The sequence below is a fragment of the Alkalilimnicola sp. S0819 genome, from assembly GCF_009295635.1.
Classification (GTDB): Bacteria; Pseudomonadota; Gammaproteobacteria; order Nitrococcales; family WHIW01; genus S0819.
In genome coordinates this window covers 61,921-76,472 of record NZ_WHIW01000005.1, presented here as the reverse complement: position 1 = coordinate 76,472, position 14,552 = coordinate 61,921, and the positions used below count along the sequence as shown (strand labels likewise).

17 protein-coding genes and 1 pseudogene are annotated in these 14,552 nt (G+C 66.5%); 14 read left to right on the top strand and 4 right to left on the bottom strand.

What is annotated here, in order from left to right:
• The first annotated feature begins 220 nt into the window (after positions 1–220).
• A complete protein-coding gene (locus GBG68_RS06035) occupies positions 221–2,137 on the top strand; it encodes a putative nucleotidyltransferase substrate binding domain-containing protein (protein WP_152146032.1) in 1,917 nt (638 codons plus the stop codon).
• Entirely contained in the window at positions 2,134–2,841 is a 708-nt protein-coding gene (locus GBG68_RS06030) for a PolC-type DNA polymerase III (protein WP_152146031.1), read from the top strand. The genes GBG68_RS06035 and GBG68_RS06030 overlap by 4 nt, the downstream gene beginning before the upstream one ends.
• 89 nt (positions 2,842–2,930) lie before the next feature.
• Here GBG68_RS06030 and GBG68_RS06025 read toward each other — a convergent pair whose 3' ends face one another.
• Positions 2,931–4,688, bottom strand: a complete 1,758-nt coding sequence (locus GBG68_RS06025) for a sodium:solute symporter family protein (RefSeq protein ID WP_152146030.1) — start codon at positions 4,686–4,688, stop codon at positions 2,931–2,933.
• 4 nt (positions 4,689–4,692) lie between these two features.
• Entirely contained in the window at positions 4,693–4,959 is a 267-nt protein-coding gene (locus GBG68_RS06020) for a DUF4212 domain-containing protein (protein WP_152146029.1), read from the bottom strand.
• 315 nt (positions 4,960–5,274) lie between these two features.
• Here GBG68_RS06020 and GBG68_RS06015 point away from each other — a divergent pair, with 315 nt between their 5' ends.
• Entirely contained in the window at positions 5,275–6,042 is a 768-nt protein-coding gene (locus tag GBG68_RS06015; RefSeq protein WP_152146028.1) for an SDR family oxidoreductase, read from the top strand.
• Positions 6,043–6,109: 67 nt separating this feature from the next.
• On the opposite strand, the pseudogene GBG68_RS06010 reads toward GBG68_RS06015, so the two are convergent.
• Positions 6,110–6,589, bottom strand: a pseudogene (locus GBG68_RS06010) (ATP-dependent helicase C-terminal domain-containing protein); the annotation flags it as partial.
• Positions 6,590–6,749: 160 nt separating this feature from the next.
• On the bottom strand, positions 6,750–7,424 hold the full coding sequence (locus tag GBG68_RS06005; protein ID WP_152146026.1) for a helix-turn-helix domain-containing protein: 675 nt from the start codon (positions 7,422–7,424) through the stop codon (positions 6,750–6,752).
• Between the two features lie 183 nt (positions 7,425–7,607).
• Between GBG68_RS06005 and GBG68_RS06000 the strand changes: the two genes are divergently transcribed.
• The 11 genes from GBG68_RS06000 (at position 7,608) to GBG68_RS05955 (ending at position 14,503) form a co-directional block, all read left to right on the top strand.
• Positions 7,608–7,961, top strand: a complete 354-nt coding sequence (locus tag GBG68_RS06000; RefSeq protein ID WP_152146025.1) for a helix-turn-helix domain-containing protein — start codon at positions 7,608–7,610, stop codon at positions 7,959–7,961.
• Positions 7,962–7,963: 2 nt separating this feature from the next.
• Positions 7,964–8,398: a hypothetical protein gene (locus tag GBG68_RS05995; RefSeq protein ID WP_152146024.1), complete on the top strand. Its 435-nt coding sequence runs from the start codon at positions 7,964–7,966 to the stop codon at positions 8,396–8,398.
• 23 nt (positions 8,399–8,421) lie between these two features.
• Entirely contained in the window at positions 8,422–8,595 is a 174-nt protein-coding gene (locus tag GBG68_RS14140; protein ID WP_193222239.1) for a hypothetical protein, read from the top strand.
• A 333-nt stretch (positions 8,596–8,928) separates the two neighbouring features.
• The gene (locus tag GBG68_RS05990) at positions 8,929–9,201 is read left to right on the top strand and encodes a hypothetical protein (protein WP_152146023.1); all 273 of its coding nucleotides are present in this window, start codon (positions 8,929–8,931) and stop codon (positions 9,199–9,201) included.
• Positions 9,198–11,441 carry a Mu transposase C-terminal domain-containing protein gene (locus tag GBG68_RS05985; RefSeq protein ID WP_152146022.1) on the top strand — a complete coding sequence of 748 codons (2,244 nt, stop codon included), beginning with the start codon at positions 9,198–9,200 and terminating at the stop codon, positions 11,439–11,441. Before GBG68_RS05990 ends, GBG68_RS05985 begins: the two co-directional genes overlap by 4 nt.
• A gap of 61 nt (positions 11,442–11,502) precedes the next feature.
• Entirely contained in the window at positions 11,503–12,249 is a 747-nt protein-coding gene (locus GBG68_RS05980; RefSeq protein ID WP_152146021.1) for an AAA family ATPase, read from the top strand.
• Positions 12,250–12,251: 2 nt separating this feature from the next.
• Positions 12,252–12,866: a hypothetical protein gene (locus tag GBG68_RS05975; RefSeq protein WP_152146020.1), complete on the top strand. Its 615-nt coding sequence runs from the start codon at positions 12,252–12,254 to the stop codon at positions 12,864–12,866.
• A complete protein-coding gene (locus tag GBG68_RS05970) occupies positions 12,859–13,176 on the top strand; it encodes an XRE family transcriptional regulator (protein ID WP_152146019.1) in 318 nt (105 codons plus the stop codon). The genes GBG68_RS05975 and GBG68_RS05970 overlap by 8 nt, the downstream gene beginning before the upstream one ends.
• Before the next feature lie 3 nt (positions 13,177–13,179).
• Complete coding sequence (locus GBG68_RS05965; protein WP_152146018.1) at positions 13,180–13,503, top strand: hypothetical protein; 324 nt, start codon at positions 13,180–13,182, stop codon at positions 13,501–13,503.
• Entirely contained in the window at positions 13,500–13,814 is a 315-nt protein-coding gene (locus GBG68_RS05960) for a hypothetical protein (protein ID WP_152146017.1), read from the top strand. The genes GBG68_RS05965 and GBG68_RS05960 overlap by 4 nt, the downstream gene beginning before the upstream one ends.
• Entirely contained in the window at positions 13,811–14,503 is a 693-nt protein-coding gene (locus GBG68_RS05955; RefSeq protein WP_152146016.1) for a hypothetical protein, read from the top strand. Before GBG68_RS05960 ends, GBG68_RS05955 begins: the two co-directional genes overlap by 4 nt.
• Positions 14,504–14,552: the final 49 nt, after the last annotated feature.

The window sequence follows — 14,552 nt, the reverse complement described above, 5'->3', positions numbered from 1 at the left end:
AGAAAGCCCGCCAAGGGTGGCGGGCTAACGATATCCAGGAGATATCGAAGGAGGAGATGGCCAGTATGCCAATTCATGTTGCGCCGCGCAATATGTTGCGTCGCAATATTGCGAGGTCCATCACAATTTTTCCGCCCTCCGGCTGTCTCGGCCCCGCTGGCAGCCCCCTCCCCGGCCTTCCATACTGTAGAAGAGTCAGGCAACGCTCACAGGACAGGGCATGGCGGATGACTCCTACCAGGCTCGGGAGGCGGTGCGGCAGAACCTCGCCGGCCTTGGCCGCTTTCTCGCCCAGCACGAGCCCTTCGATCAGCTCACCGATGAGCAGTTGCAAACCCTGCTCGGCCACGCGCGGCTCGGCTTCCACGCCGCCGAGCAAACCATCCTCGCCCCCGACGAGGGCCGCGTGCGCCAGCTCTACATCGTCAAGCAGGGCCTGGTGCGGGGCGAGCGCCCCAGCGAGGGCGAGACACGGGGCCAGCTCACCCTGGAGCTGCATCCCGGGGAGGCCTTCCCCATCGGCGCACTGCTTGGCGAACGCCCGACCCGTACGCTGTACCGCGCCGCCGAGGACAGCTTCTGCCTGAGCATTCCCCAGGCGGACTTCGCCACCGTCTTCCAGGCCAACGCGGCGTTTCGGGATTTCTGCCTGCGCGGCATCAGCAGCCTGATGCAGAAGGTCGGCCAACAGCTGCGTGGCGGTGCCGCCGAGCGCGCCGGCGGCGGCGACGGGCTGGACACGCCGCTCGCCGCGCTGATCCGGCGCCCCCCCGTAACCGCGCCGCCAGAGCTGGGCATACGCCAGGCCGTGTCCTTGATGCACCGGGAGAACGTGGGCAGCGTCGTCATCACCGATGCCCGACAGCGCCCGCTGGGGGTCTTCACGCTGCATGATCTGCGCCGTGTCGTCGCCGACGCACAGCCCGCGCTGGACACCCCCCTGAAGGCGGTGATGAGCACCCGGCTGCGCAGCCTGCCCCCCGCCGCCTACGCTTTCGACGCCGCCGTGTATATGGCCGGCGAAGGCATACGCCACATGCTGGTGGTGGAGCACGGGCGGCTGCGCGGGGTGGTTTCCGAGCGGGATCTTTTCGCGCTGCAGCGGGTGAGCCTGGTGAATCTCGCCCGCTGCATCAATGCCGCCGATTCGGTCCCGGCGCTCGGGGCGCTGCGCCCGCGGATCAGCGAACTCATCGACGCCATGCTCATCCACGGCGCCGCGGCCGAGCAGATCAACAAGCTGATCACCACCCTCAACGACCGCATGGTCAGCCGCTGCATCACCTTGTGCCAAGCGCGCCACGGCGACACGCCCGCCCCCTTCAGCTGGCTGGCCTTCGGCAGCGAGGGGCGGCGCGAGCAGACCCTGCACACCGACCAGGACAACGGCATCCTGTTCGAGCCACCCCCGGGGGAGAACACCGAGCGCCTGCGCCAGCGGCTGCTGCCCCTGGCGCGGGACATCAACCAGGCACTGGCCGACGTGGGCCTCAGCCTGTGCAAGGGCAACATCATGGCCGGCAACCCGGCCCTGTGCCTGAGCGCCGTGGAATGGCGCGAACACTTCCATGGCATCGTCGCGCAGTGCACGCCCGAGAACCTGCTGCGCTCGGCAATCTTCTTCGATCTGCGCCACATTCACGGTCCGGCGGAACCGGTGGAGCGACTACAGCGAGAGATGCTCGCCCTTGCCCGTGGCAACAGCCTGTTCCAACACATGCTGGCCGCTAACGCCCTGCACAGCCGCCCGCCCCTGGGGCTGCTGCGCGACTTCGTCACCCGCGACCAGCGGCTGGACCTGAAGGTGCAGGGCCTGACCCCCTTCGTCGACAGCGCCCGTGTGCTGGCCCTCGCCCATGGCGTTACCGAAACCGGCACACCCGACCGGCTGCGCGCGTTGGAGCGGATCGAGGCCATCAACGCCCGCGAAGGGCGAGCCTGGCGCGACGCCTACGGCTTCGTCCAAAGCCTGCGCCTGCGCCTGCACGAGCGCCAGCAGCGGGCCGGGGAGCCGCTGAGCAATCAGCTCGACCCGGACAATCTCAACCCCTTGGAGCGGCGCATCCTCAAGGAAGCGTTCCGCCAGGCCCGCAGCCTGCAGCGACGCTTGGCAAGCGAGTTTCAGCTCAGCCGATGATCGCCTGGCTACGACAATGGCGAGAGCGCCTGCACGGCCCCGACCCGTTGCTGGCCGCTCGTCTGAAGGCCCTGCCCGCGCCCCTTCCGCCGGCGGACATTTACCCACAGAACGACCGGCTGGTGGTGCTGGACCTGGAAACCACCGGCCTGAACCCCCGGCGCGATCGCATCCTCAGTGTCGGGGCGGTGACCATTGAAGGCGGGCAAATCGACCTGGCGCGGCCATTTAACCGCATCGTGCACCGCACCGGGCGCGCCAGCCTGCGCACCATCCTGGTCCACGGCCTGTCTCCCGGACGCCTCGCGCGGGGCGAGGCCGAAACCCCTGTCCTGATGGACCTGCTGGAGTATCTCGGCGACAGCCCCGTCTTCGCCTTTCACGCACCCTTCGATCACGCCATGCTGCGCCGGGCCTGGCGCCGAGAGCTGGGTTACCGGCGGGCCGGTCCCTTCCATGATCTGGCCGCGCTGGCACCGGCACTGGCCCCCAGCGCGGACCCACCCAAGGGATTGGACGGCTGGCTCGCGCGCTTCGAACTGGACGCGGAGCAACGCCACGACGCCTATGCCGATGCCTTCGCCAGTGCCGAACTGCTGTTGATCCTGATCAGCCGGGCCAAGGGCCAGGGACTGAAAACACTGGCCGAATGGCAGAGCCTGGCCGGGCGGCGCCAGCGGATCGCAAACCTGCAAGGCCCGTAGCCCGGGCGGCGGACGCCGACACAGCCGGAGCAGCATAGCCGCCCTCCCCCCCCCGAAACCGGATCATGTGCTTCCCATGCGGGCCTGGCTCAGTGGCCGGCCACCGGCGCATGGGCCCCGCGCGGCACGCGGATATCCTCAACCAGCTGCTGGATCTCCTCCGGCGGCGGCGCGGTCAGCCGGGAGACGAGGAGCGCCACCACGAAGTTGAAGATCATGCCCAGGGTGCCGATGCCCTCCGGCGACACCCCGAACCACCAGTGTTCGGCGGTGTTCAGCTCCGGGGAGATGAACTTGAAGAAAACGATGTAGCTGAAGGTGAAGGCCAACCCCACCACCATGCCGGCAATCGCGCCTTCCCTGTTCATCCGCTTGTAGAAAATACCCATGATGATCGCCGGGAAGAAGGAACTGGCCGCCAGCCCGAAGGCGAAAGCCACCACCTGAGCGACGAAGCCCGGCGGATTGATGCCGAAGTAACCGGCGATGACAATCGCCGTGGCCGCCGACAAGCGGGCCGCGAGCAACTCCGCCCGGTCGCTGATCCCGGGCATCAGGTTCCGCTTGAGCAGGTCATGGGAGATGGAGGTGGAGATCACCAACAGCAGCCCCGCCGCCGTGGACAGCGCGGCGGCCAGGCCACCGGCGGCCATCAGCGCCACCACCCAGGCCGGCAGCTGGGCGATCTCCGGATTGGCCAGCACCATGATGTCCCGATCCACGTAGAGCTCGCCCTGCAGGCGATCCTCCGCATCTCCGACCCAGCCGCGGGGCTGGGCCACCTCGCTCATGTAGGCGGCATTGCCGTCGTTGAAGTACTGCACCGCGCCATCGTTGTTCAGATCCTGAAACTCGATCAGCCCCGCGTCTTCCCAAGTGCTGAACCAGGCGGGCAGCGCGCCGCGCTCCTGCATGTGCACGGTCTCGATCAGGTTGGTGCGGGCGAAGGCCCCCACCGCCGGGGCGGTGGTGTAGAGGATCGCGATGAACACCAGCGCCCAGCCGGCGGACAGGCGGGCGTCACGCACGCGGGGCACGGTGAAGAAGCGCACGATCACGTGGGGCAGACCGGCGGTGCCCACCATCAGGGCGAAGGTGATGAAGAACACGTCGACGGTGGACTTCGACCCACCCGTATAGGCCGAGAAGCCGAGCTCTTCATGCAGCCCGTTGAGCCGCTCCAGCAACCAGGTGTCGGTGCCGCTTACCGTGCTGCCAAAGCCGATCTGCGGAATCGCCGCGCCGGTGATCAGTATGGAGATGAAGATTGCCGGCACCAGATAGGCGAAGATCATCACGCAGTATTGCGCCACCTGGGTGTAGGTGATGCCCTTCATTCCACCCAGCACCGCGTAGACGAACACGATGGCCATGCCGATGATGACCCCCCAGGTAATGTCCACCTCCAGATAACGGGAGAAGACAATGCCCACGCCACGCATCTGCCCCGCCACATAGGTAAAGGAGATGAAGATCACGCACACGATGGCCACTACCCGGGCCGTCTGGGAGTAGTAGCGCTCGCCGATGAAGTCCGGCACGGTGAACTTGCCGAACTTGCGCAGGTAGGGCGCGAGGAGCATGGCGAGCAGCACATAGCCGCCGGTCCAGCCCATCAGGTATACCGCGCCGTCGTAACCGGCGAAGGAGATGATGCCGGCCATTGAAATGAAGGAGGCCGCGGACATCCAGTCGGCCGCCGTGGCCATGCCGTTGGCGAACGGCGATACCCCCTTGCTGGCCACGTAGTACTCGCCGGTGGAGCCGGCCCGGGACCAGATGGCAATGCCGATGTACAGCGCGAAGGTCACGCCCACGAAGAGATAGATCAGGGCTTGCTGGCTCATGGCGCTACTCCTCGTGCACGTCGTATTTTCGATCGAGCTGATTCATCCGGAAGACGTAGACGAAGATCAGCGCCACGAAGGTGTAGATGGCCCCTTGCTGGGCAAACCAGAAACCCAGCGGGAAACCGGCGATCTGGATGTTGTTGAGGGCCTCGGCGAAGAGGATGCCGGCCCCGTAGGACACCGCGAACCAGATCACCAGCAATATGAGCAACAACCTGAGGTTTTCTCTCCAGTAAGCCCGGGCAGCCGCCTGTTTGGCTTCGCGCATGGCTCTCCTCCTCGTGTGACATCGTTATTCATGCCGCCGGCCACGGGGTCGGCACTTCTTGGGTGCAAGGCACAGAGAAAGATATGGAGCAGGGACGCGGGCCTCTCAATGCGGCTCCGCGTCGAAAATCGCCCCATCCCCGCCCGCAAGCAGGTGGCGAATTTCCACTATTGCTCAGCCAGTTACACATCGACACGGGTAGCCGAGCCCTGTCACCCCCGGAAACAGACGTTGCGGGCGCCGCGCTGGTTATACTGGCCGCAGGCGACCCGGCGCCCGGCCGGGCCCGCCACGAGCAGGAACAAGGAGAAAAGCATGTCCCGGATTGCCCTGATCACCGGCGCGTCCTCCGGTTTTGGCGAAGCCACCGCCCGGCGTCTGGCCGGCGCCGGCTGGCGCCTGATACTCGCTGCCCGTCGCCGGGAGCGGCTGGAGGCGCTGCAGCAGGAACTGGGCGGCGCGGCCCAGGCCCATTTGCTGGAGCTGGACGTGAGCCGGCGGGCGCAGGTTGAAGCGCGCCTGGGGGATCTGCCGGCGGACTTCGCCGACATCGAGGTACTGGTGAACAATGCCGGCGTGGGCCTGGGGCTGGAGCCCGCCTGGCGCTGCGACCCGGACGAGTGGGAGACCATGATCGACACCAACATCAAGGGCATGCTGCATGTCACCCGCACGGTGCTGCCGGGGATGGTGGCGCGTCGCCGCGGGCATATCGTCAACCTGGGCTCCATCGCCGGCGACTGGCCTTATCCGGGCGGCAATGTCTATGGCGGCACCAAGGCCTTCGTGAAGCAGTTTTCACGCAATCTGCGCGCGGACCTGCTGGGCCTGCCCCTACGGGTGACCAACCTGGAGCCGGGGCTGTGCGAGACGGAGTTTTCCATCAACCGCTTCCGCGGCGACCGCGACCGGGCCGACAGCCTGTACCGGGGCAACGACCCCATCCTCGCCGAGGACATCGCCGAGGCGGTGCACTGGGTGGTCAGCCTGCCGCGCCACGTCAACATCAACCGCATGGAAATCATGCCGGTCTCCCAGAGCTGGGGCGCGCTGCCGGTGAAGACGGTGGACTGGTCAGACTAATCCCGACCCGGCAGCCGGCCAGGCCCCTCGGAGGCGCTGGGCGCGCGAGCAGGAAGCCGGCGGGCGTTCAGCCGCGCTGGCGGGCACGGGTGTGGCGGGTGGGCCGGGCCGTGCAGGGGTCTTCCGGCCAGGGGTGCTTGGGGTAACGCCCGCGCAGTTCCTTGCGTACGTCCCGGTAGCCCGTGCGCCAGAAACCGGCCAGGTCCCGAGTGACCTGCACCGGGCGGCCGGCGGGCGAGAGCAGGTGCAGCAACAGCGGTACCCGCCCGGCGGCGATTCGGGGGCTCTCCTGCCAGCCGAACAGCTCCTGCAACTTCACCGCCAGCACCGGCACATCCGCGCCGTAATCGATGCGGATCCGTGAACCGCTGGGCACCTCCAGGCGCTCGGGCGCCTCCTGGTCCAGTCGGCGCTGCGCGGGGTAATCGAGCAGGCTGCGCAGCGCCTCGGCGAGGGGAAAGTTGCGCAACTGTGCCAGGCGGCTGATGCCGCGGGCATAAGGAGCGAACCAGTGCTCCAGCGCCGCCAGCAGGGCCTGGTGTGACAGGACATCTAGGTTACGACAGGCGGGATATCGTGGGAGGTGGCGGGGACAAAATGGGACGAGCGCGCAGTGGCGCGGGCTAGCGGGCGGTCGAAAGGCTTTGAAGCGATGTTTAACGGCTGACAGCCGAGACGTTTAGATTTTGCGGTTTTGCGGGTTTTGGCTACTTGGTTTGCGACGCCCGCAGGAACTCCAGAAACACCACCGCACCGTCAGTGGTGAGGCCGTGAGCGTACATCACCGTCTTGAGTCCCTCTCTTATCATAGGATCCAATTCTACACCCACCGACTCGATAGCGGCATCAAGGTCCGCATCCACCTGGCGCATGCGGGCACCCAGACCTTTGCGCCGCTCGCTGACGGCCGTGCTGGCGGCCTGATCCGCAAAGGCAATCTTCAACATCAGCTCGGCGCGGGCCTTCTGGCGGTCCTGAGCTGACGGGGCCGTCGCGATCTCGTGCAGCCGATCCCGTAGAGCACGCAGTGATGAGTCCGCCCCGGCCGCGTCAATTGGTACGTCTAAGTCTGCGAGCTGAGCCTCGACGGCATCTAGCTCGGCATCAAACCCACTTCCTGACTGATTCTGCGTGGTCTCGATCCCTGCGCCAGTCAGGAGCATCGGACCGGTGCCTTTCAAAATCCAATTAGCGTTTATGCCAAGAGACACGAGCCCGGCAATTACTTGGCTACCGGGCGTTTTCTTGCCTGCTTCGTAGTCTTGCCAGGAGCGCAGCTTGCTTCCAGCAGCCTCGGCTATGCCCTTTTGGGCGTATCCAAGCGCCTCCCGCGCAGCTCTTAGTCGCTCACCTACACGCTCCATAGGGCGCACCACTTCCACGTCGCACCATGCACCACTTCGGCAGCACACCTTGAGCCACTTCCTGGCGCCGTGCACCCCTTTCCGTAAGTCAATGTTTTATATGCCATAAATATAAAATTCGCCTTGTTGCGCGGGACACCGAAAGCGGTGCGCCCTTTTGGGCGTTGACACACCGCACTATCGGGCGTAACGTTTAATGCCATGAGCAAGCTAGACACCAAAACACGGAAACTCCTGACCGACCCCATCCAGCGACGGGCGTGGGTCAAATATCAAATCCATCTGCAAGGCCGTTCGATGGCACAGGTCGCCGCCGACGCCGGCGTCAAACGCCAGTGTCTGTACTCGACCTTTCTAAAGAGCTACCCGCGCATGGAAAAGGTCATCGCTGACGCGGTAGGCCTCACCCCCGCCGAGCTCTGGCCAGAGCGCTACGATGCGGTAGGCCTGCCCTGTTACCGCACGGGAGGCTCGCGCAAAAAGCCTGTTACCAAGCAAGCAAAGAATAACACTGGCAGCACACCCCGCAATGTCCGCAAGGGACGGGCGGCTTAGACATGGCACGCCGGGATCGTTACACGGCCGACCTGTTCGAGGTGCCCCAACCGGCCGCACCGCTGCCGGCGAGCATGGACTACCGATCGGAAGTTGCCGCCCTGGTCGGACAGGTTCTCAAGAACGCCGACGGCGACCGCTACGAGATCGCCGCTCGGATGGGGCGACTCTCCGGCGCCGAGGTCTCCAAGTACATGCTCGACGCGTGGGCAAGCGAGGCCCGCGACGCCTACAACATGCCCTTCTATCAGGCGCCCGTGCTGGAGACCGCCTGCGATACCCACGCCTTTTCCAACTGGATGGCCGACAAGCGCGGCGGCCGGCTGCTGATCGGCCGCGAGGCGCTCAATGCCGAGCTTGGGAAGTTGGAGCGCCTCAAGGAAGACGCGGGCAAGAAGATCCGAGAACTCAAGAAGCTGATGGGAGAGCTGGAGTGATGAATCAGGGCGAGGAAAAACTCATGAGCGATCAGGAACTGGCGGCGGAGATCGTAAAGCTGCTGCGTGAGCGCGCAATGAACGATTACGCCGCCTACGCCGCACTGGCGCAAGCGGCGGTGGATTATCGAGGGGTACTACTCCTGGCTGTCAAGGGTGGTGGCCTCGTCAGGGTCTTCCGTGGCGGAGAGCTCTGAGGTCATGAAGCGGTACGCGGTAACGAACAGCTCCTGCACCCGTGGCACCGCGGCGTCGGCTTCATCTCCGCCCAAGCGGGCCAGAGACTTGGCCGTTTCGGACCGCGCCATGCGATGCCGGTGTTCAGAAACAGCCAGATCCCGGGCGATACGGAACAGCTCCAATTGGGTTTCGGTTTTCACTGGGGACCCCCTTTCGGTGAGTGGTTTTGTTGGCGCTTACCACGGTAGCCGAGGGCGGGGTCCCCGCCAATAACGACGCGAAGGGCGCGGCGCAGGAGGCGCCGCGGATGGGGGCGAAGGACTGCCCGCACGCATGCGGGAGTACCGACGATGCAAGACGAACATGAGATGCCCGAACTGCAGGGCTCGCGGATCAGCCAGCGGGAAGCGCTGGGCCTGATCGGCACGCAGGCACGTCTGATGCCTGAAGAGATCTACCCGCTGGGCCTGGCCGGGCGTGTCCAGGATCAGGCTGCCGGGCTGGTGGTGAACGTCGCCTGGGACCTCCACACCCCATACCCGAGCTTCACCGTCACCTTCGGCCGCGTTGTGGTATCCGGCCTGCTGGAGTATCAGTTGAGCTTTCTCGGGGTGGCGGCATGAGCGAGACCGTCACCATCCGCGAGATTGCAGATGCCCTCGGCCGGCATCCGTCTAGCACGAAACGGCGCGCAAAACGCGAGGCATGGCCCTACGAAGAAGCCACCGGCCGCGGCGGCAAGCGCCGCCTCTACCCGATAGCACAACTCCCCCAGGACATCCGCAACGCCCTGAGCAAACGCGCCGCCCTTGCCGTCGCCCAGCGCACCCTGGATAGCCTCCCCGACCCGCGCGAGGAGCAGGTGACCGCCGCTGCAGCGGCTTCGGGCCGGGCCCTGGCCAAAGCCGGCCAGGCGGCGCAAGAGGCGGACGACGCGGCCCGCCGGGCGGCCAAGCAGGAAGGCATGAAGGCCTTCGCCGCGCTGCCTCTGGAAAGCCCCAAGCGCCAGCGCGCCAAGGCCCGCGAGGCCGTGCTGCGCGCGCTGTGGGATATCCGCCGCCAGTATGACACCAACCTGCGCGAGGCCACGCGCCTGACCGCCGAGCAGGCCGCCGCCGGCGATCTCTACCTGCCCGAGTGGGTGTGGGAGTGGATGCCCAAGTACGGTGGCCAGCGAAGCATAACCGCGGACAGCCTGCGCAAGTGGCACTACGACTACCTCGCCAAGGGCTTGTGGGGCCTGGTCGATGGGTACGGCACCAAGGCCGGGCGTTTCAAGATCGCCGAATCGAAGGTGCTGAAGAAACTGGTCATCGGCGCGATGATCGAGCAGCCGCACATCACGCCGAAGAAGGTCCGCCAATACGTCGCGGCCAAACACCCCGAGATCGAGAACCCTTCCATCAAGGCTTACGAGCGCTACATGCGCGCCTGGAAGGAGGAAAACGCCCAGATCTGGACCCGGCTCACAAACCCGGACCAATGGAAGAACGTCTACATGGCGGCCCCGGGTTCGCACTTCGAGCGCATCGAGCGGCTCAACCAGGTCTGGGAGCAGGACTCCACCCCGGGCGATTGGATGCTCACCGACGGGCGCCATTCCGTCGTGGGCCTGATAGACCTCTTCTCCCGCCGCGTGAAACTGTTCGTGAGCAAGACCTCCACGGCCAGTGCGGTGAGCCAGGTCTTCCGCCGCGCGGTACTGGACTGGGGCCTGTGCGAGGCGGTGCGCACTGACAACGGCAAGGACTACGTGGCCAATCAGTACGAGTCGGTGCTGCGGGATCTGGAGGTTGTACACGAGCTCTGCGTGCCCTTCGCTTCCGAGCAGAAGGGCACCGTCGAGCGCATGTTCCGAACGATGAGCCACGGCATCCTCGACCTGCTGCCGGGCTTCATCGGCCACAACGTTGCCGAGCGCAAGGTCATCGAGGCGCGCAAGAGTTTCGCCGATCGGGTAATGACGCCCGGCGAGACGGTCGAGGTTCAGATGAGCTCTACGGAACTGCAGGAAGTGCTGGACCGCTGGACCGAGATCTACCACCACACCCCGCACAGCGGGCTGGACGACAAGACCCCCTTCGAGGTGGCCACCGCCTGGGCGCAGCCCGTGCGCCGGATCCACGATGAACACGCCCTGGACATGCTGCTCGCCGAGATCGGCGGCACGCGCACCATCACCAAGAAGGGCATCCGCTTCGAGAACCACCTCTACGACGCCCCCGCACTGTTCGAGCATGTCGGCCGGGAAGCGGTCATCAAGCGCGATGAGCAGGACATCGGCCGCCTGTTCGTCTACGTCGACGGCGCCTTCGTGGCGGTGGCCGAATGCGCCGAGCTGCTCGGGATATCCCGCAAGGAGCGTGCCGCCGCGGCTCGGGCCGCCCAGCGGCACTTCCTGCGCGAGCAGACCAAGGAGTACCAGGGCTACCGCAAGGCGGTGGACAAGAACATCGCCCAGGTGGTCATGGACCACCAGATCCAGCAGAGCCGCAAGGTCGAGGCGCTGCACCGGCCGAGCCTGGATTACACCACCGAGGGCCTGCGCCAGGCGGGTGAGGCCGCCCGCGCCAACCGCCCACCCGCCGTGCCGGAACCCGACCCGCAAGCCAACGCCGAGCGCGAGGCCTTCCAGAAACAATTCGAGGCGGAGCAGCAGAGCACTGCCCGGGTGCTGGAGGCCGAGAGCCCACGCCGGCGTTACGAGCGGTGGGTGCGCACCGATCGGCGGGTGGCCGCCGGCGAGACGCTCAACGCGCAGGAGACCCAGTTCCACCGAACCTACCCGCTGAGCGCCGATTACCGCTCCATGAAGGCCCTTTATGAGGACTTCAATCTGGACGTGAAGAGCAACGAGAAGTGAGAGGAGGTGCGCCCGTGTTGCCGCACGGACGCGAAGTCATCAACCAATGACGGAGAAAAGCATGACCCAAACCGATAACGTCGTCAATCTGAGCAGCAGCACCGCCGCACCCCTGCAGAACGTGGCGCTGTGCAACGGCGCGCTGGAACGCGCACTGGATCGCCCCGCCCACCTGCCGGGCCTGGTGGCCTTCTACGGCCCCAGCGGCTGGGGCAAGTCCACGGCGGCCGCCTACTGCGCCAACCGCCACCGCGCCTACTACGTGGAGTGCAAGAGCAGCTGGACCAAGAAAGCGCTGCTCAACGCCGTGCTCACCGAAATGGGCGTAGCCCCGGCCAAGACCCTCTACGAGATGGCCGACCAGATCAGCGAGCAGCTGGTGCTCTCCGGCCGCCCCCTGATCGTCGACGAGATGGACCACATCGTCAGCAAGAAGGCGGTCGAGGTCATCCGCGATATCTACGAAGGCAGCAACGCCGCCATCCTGCTCATCGGCGAGGAGCTGCTGCCGGCCAAACTGCGCGAGTGGGAGCGCTTCCACAACCGCATGCTCGCCTGGGTACCGGCGCAGCCCTGCGACCTGGACGACACCCGCCAGCTCGCCCGCCTGTACTGCCGCGAAGTCACCATCCATGACGACCTGCTCGCGAAGATCCAGGAAGTCTCCCGCGGGGCCGCGCGGCGGATCTGCGTCAACGTCGAGAACGTCCGCCAGGCGGCACTCGGCGGCGGGCTTGCCGAGGTCGACCTCGCCACCTGGGGCGACCAGCCGCTCTACAGCGGCGAAGCGCCGAAGCGGAGGGTGTGAGCATGCCGCGCAAGCCCGTTCATCTGACCGCCGACAGTCGCCGCCCCGAGGGCCGCCAGGTCATCTGGGAAGCCGTGCGCCGGCTGCGCCGTTTCCGCCTCAAGGACGTTGAGGAGGCCACGCGGCTCAAGGAAACGACCATCAAGACCTACCTCACCGGTCTGACCAACGCCGGCTATCTGCGCCGAGTTGATGAGCAGCAGCACACCGGCCATGCGCGCTATCGCCCCGCCTGGTGGGAGCTGATGCAAGACGTGGGCGTGGATGCACCGCGGGTGCGCAAGGACGGCACCGAGGTCACCCAGGGGCGGGCCCGCGAGCAGCTCTGGCGCACCATGCGGATCATCGGTGAGTTCAACTATCGCGAACTGGCGGTCCAGGCCAGCACCGAGGCCCACCCGGTGGCGGAATCCGACGTCAAGCACTACTGCCGGTACCTGCATCACGCCGGGTATCTGATCTGCACTCGCCCCTCGGCCGGCCGAAACGAAGCCCGCTACCGCCTGGTGCCGCGCGGCTACACCGGCCCCCAACCGCCGCAGATCCAGCGCGTGCGCCAGGTGTGGGACCCGAACCTGCAGCAGGTCGTCTGGACCCAGGGAGGCGGCCATGAGTGAGCTCTGGATCCAGACCCTGCGTCGCGCCTGCGAAGACAAGGGGCAGCGCAACGTGGGTACTGCCATCGGCTACTCGCCGGCGGTCGTCAGCCAGGTCTTGAACGGGACCTATCGCGGGCGGGTGGATCTTGTCCGCGAGCGGGTGGAGAGCGCCCTGATGGGCTCACGCCAGACCGCCTGCCCCGTGCTCGGCGAGATCCCCCGCCACGAGTGCCTGGACCACCAGGCCCGGCCCTTCGCCGCCACCAACGCCACCCGGGTGCGCCTCTACCGCGCATGCCGCAGCTGCCCGAACCGCCGGGAGGGATGAACGATGCCGGAACCGCAACAAATCTACATCCCCGGGCCGCTGCACCCGGACCTGTTCGGTGGCGAGACGCCGGTGATGCTGCCAAGCGACGCGCCAAAGGTGTTCCGCGTGGAGGTCAGCTACCTCGTCGCGGAGCGTCGGAGCCGCACAGTCACCGTCGCCGCGGCCAACCGAACCGAGGGCGCACGCCTCGCCGTCCAGGCGGTCGAGGATCGCGCCCACGAGGACGATCACGACCATGAGGTCGACGACATTGAGGCCTTGGACCGGGCTCCGACCACCGAAGAGATGGAGGCGTGGAAGGCACGCCGGAGGGTAGCGCAATGAGCACCTACAGCGACGAGTACCTGGAGCATTACGCCGACCGCTACATCGAGCTGGGTCTGCGACGACTGGGCATCACCCTGATGCAGTACCTGACCAACCCGGCGGTGTGCGAACGCGCCATCGAGCAATGCGCCGAGCCGCTGGTCATGCCCCAGCACCTCAAACGCATCGAGCGCCAGTTCGAGGCGGAGCTGCAGGCCGAGCGGGAGTTGGCGCATCTACCCCAGCGCAACGGCGTGCCCTTCGAACCGATGCACCACCAGACCTGGCCGCGCAAGGGCAATGGCAACTTTCAGCGGAGGCGCGCATGAATCCGGAACTCAACGAAGCCGTGCTGGACGAGGTGCGCCGCATCCTCCAGGAGAGCGAGGCGCCGCTGGATCGCACCGGCGTCTATCGCCTCTGCGGCGAAGCGCTCGACGTGGGCGAGGTCTCCCAGGCGCTGCATGCCCTGGTGCGCGCTGGCGAGGCGGCACCGGTGGAACGTTTGGGCGTACACACGCTGTACCGTGCGGCCCAGGCGGATCGGCCGCCCACCGAGCAAGCACCGGCGCCCGCCGCTGGCATCACTCGCACGGCACTGTGCCGGCGGATCGTGAAGCTGCTCGGCGAGGGGCCGGCCACCACGCAGCAGCTCCGCGCTCAACTCGATAATACGCCCATCAAGCCGGTCTCAAACGCCCTTTACCGCCTGAAGACCCAGGGGGAGATCGAGCAGGACGAGTCGCGCGGGCCGTGGCGGCTCACCCAAACCAGACCGGCCACCGCGCGGGGCCAGGAGCCCGCCGCCAAGCCGCCGCACGAAGGGTCTTCTCGTCAGCCGAAACAGCGGCACCGCGACAGCGTACTCCAGCTGCTGGAGCGCAGCGCCGGCGACACCCGCGATGCGCTGCGCCGCTACATCGACGAGCTCAACGACCCGGTGCTCGAACAGCTGCTGGCCAGCGCCGGCACCGCCGCCGACGCACTGACCGCCTACCGGAGGAGGAACGCGCGATGAAAGAGCAGATCGGCCGCTGCGAGTGGTGCGGCATGGTGGACCACCACCT

What these genes read in the sequence shown, in the direction of transcription:
- GBG68_RS06035 (WP_152146032.1), top strand. Translation starts at nt 221, where the DNA reads ATGGCGGATGACTCCTACCAGGCTCGGGAGGCGGTGCGGCAGAACCTC.
- GBG68_RS06030 (WP_152146031.1), top strand. Translation starts at nt 2,134, where the DNA reads ATGATCGCCTGGCTACGACAATGGCGAGAGCGCCTGCACGGCCCCGAC.
- GBG68_RS06025 (WP_152146030.1), bottom strand. Translation starts at nt 4,688, where the DNA reads ATGAGCCAGCAAGCCCTGATCTATCTCTTCGTGGGCGTGACCTTCGCG.
- GBG68_RS06020 (WP_152146029.1), bottom strand. Translation starts at nt 4,959, where the DNA reads ATGCGCGAAGCCAAACAGGCGGCTGCCCGGGCTTACTGGAGAGAAAAC.
- GBG68_RS06015 (WP_152146028.1), top strand. Translation starts at nt 5,275, where the DNA reads ATGTCCCGGATTGCCCTGATCACCGGCGCGTCCTCCGGTTTTGGCGAA.
- GBG68_RS06000 (WP_152146025.1), top strand. Translation starts at nt 7,608, where the DNA reads ATGAGCAAGCTAGACACCAAAACACGGAAACTCCTGACCGACCCCATC.
- GBG68_RS05995 (WP_152146024.1), top strand. Translation starts at nt 7,964, where the DNA reads ATGGCACGCCGGGATCGTTACACGGCCGACCTGTTCGAGGTGCCCCAA.
- GBG68_RS14140 (WP_193222239.1), top strand. Translation starts at nt 8,422, where the DNA reads ATGAGCGATCAGGAACTGGCGGCGGAGATCGTAAAGCTGCTGCGTGAG.
- GBG68_RS05990 (WP_152146023.1), top strand. Translation starts at nt 8,929, where the DNA reads ATGCAAGACGAACATGAGATGCCCGAACTGCAGGGCTCGCGGATCAGC.
- GBG68_RS05985 (WP_152146022.1), top strand. Translation starts at nt 9,198, where the DNA reads ATGAGCGAGACCGTCACCATCCGCGAGATTGCAGATGCCCTCGGCCGG.
- GBG68_RS05980 (WP_152146021.1), top strand. Translation starts at nt 11,503, where the DNA reads ATGACCCAAACCGATAACGTCGTCAATCTGAGCAGCAGCACCGCCGCA.
- GBG68_RS05975 (WP_152146020.1), top strand. Translation starts at nt 12,252, where the DNA reads ATGCCGCGCAAGCCCGTTCATCTGACCGCCGACAGTCGCCGCCCCGAG.
- GBG68_RS05970 (WP_152146019.1), top strand. Translation starts at nt 12,859, where the DNA reads ATGAGTGAGCTCTGGATCCAGACCCTGCGTCGCGCCTGCGAAGACAAG.
- GBG68_RS05965 (WP_152146018.1), top strand. Translation starts at nt 13,180, where the DNA reads ATGCCGGAACCGCAACAAATCTACATCCCCGGGCCGCTGCACCCGGAC.
- GBG68_RS05960 (WP_152146017.1), top strand. Translation starts at nt 13,500, where the DNA reads ATGAGCACCTACAGCGACGAGTACCTGGAGCATTACGCCGACCGCTAC.
- GBG68_RS05955 (WP_152146016.1), top strand. Translation starts at nt 13,811, where the DNA reads ATGAATCCGGAACTCAACGAAGCCGTGCTGGACGAGGTGCGCCGCATC.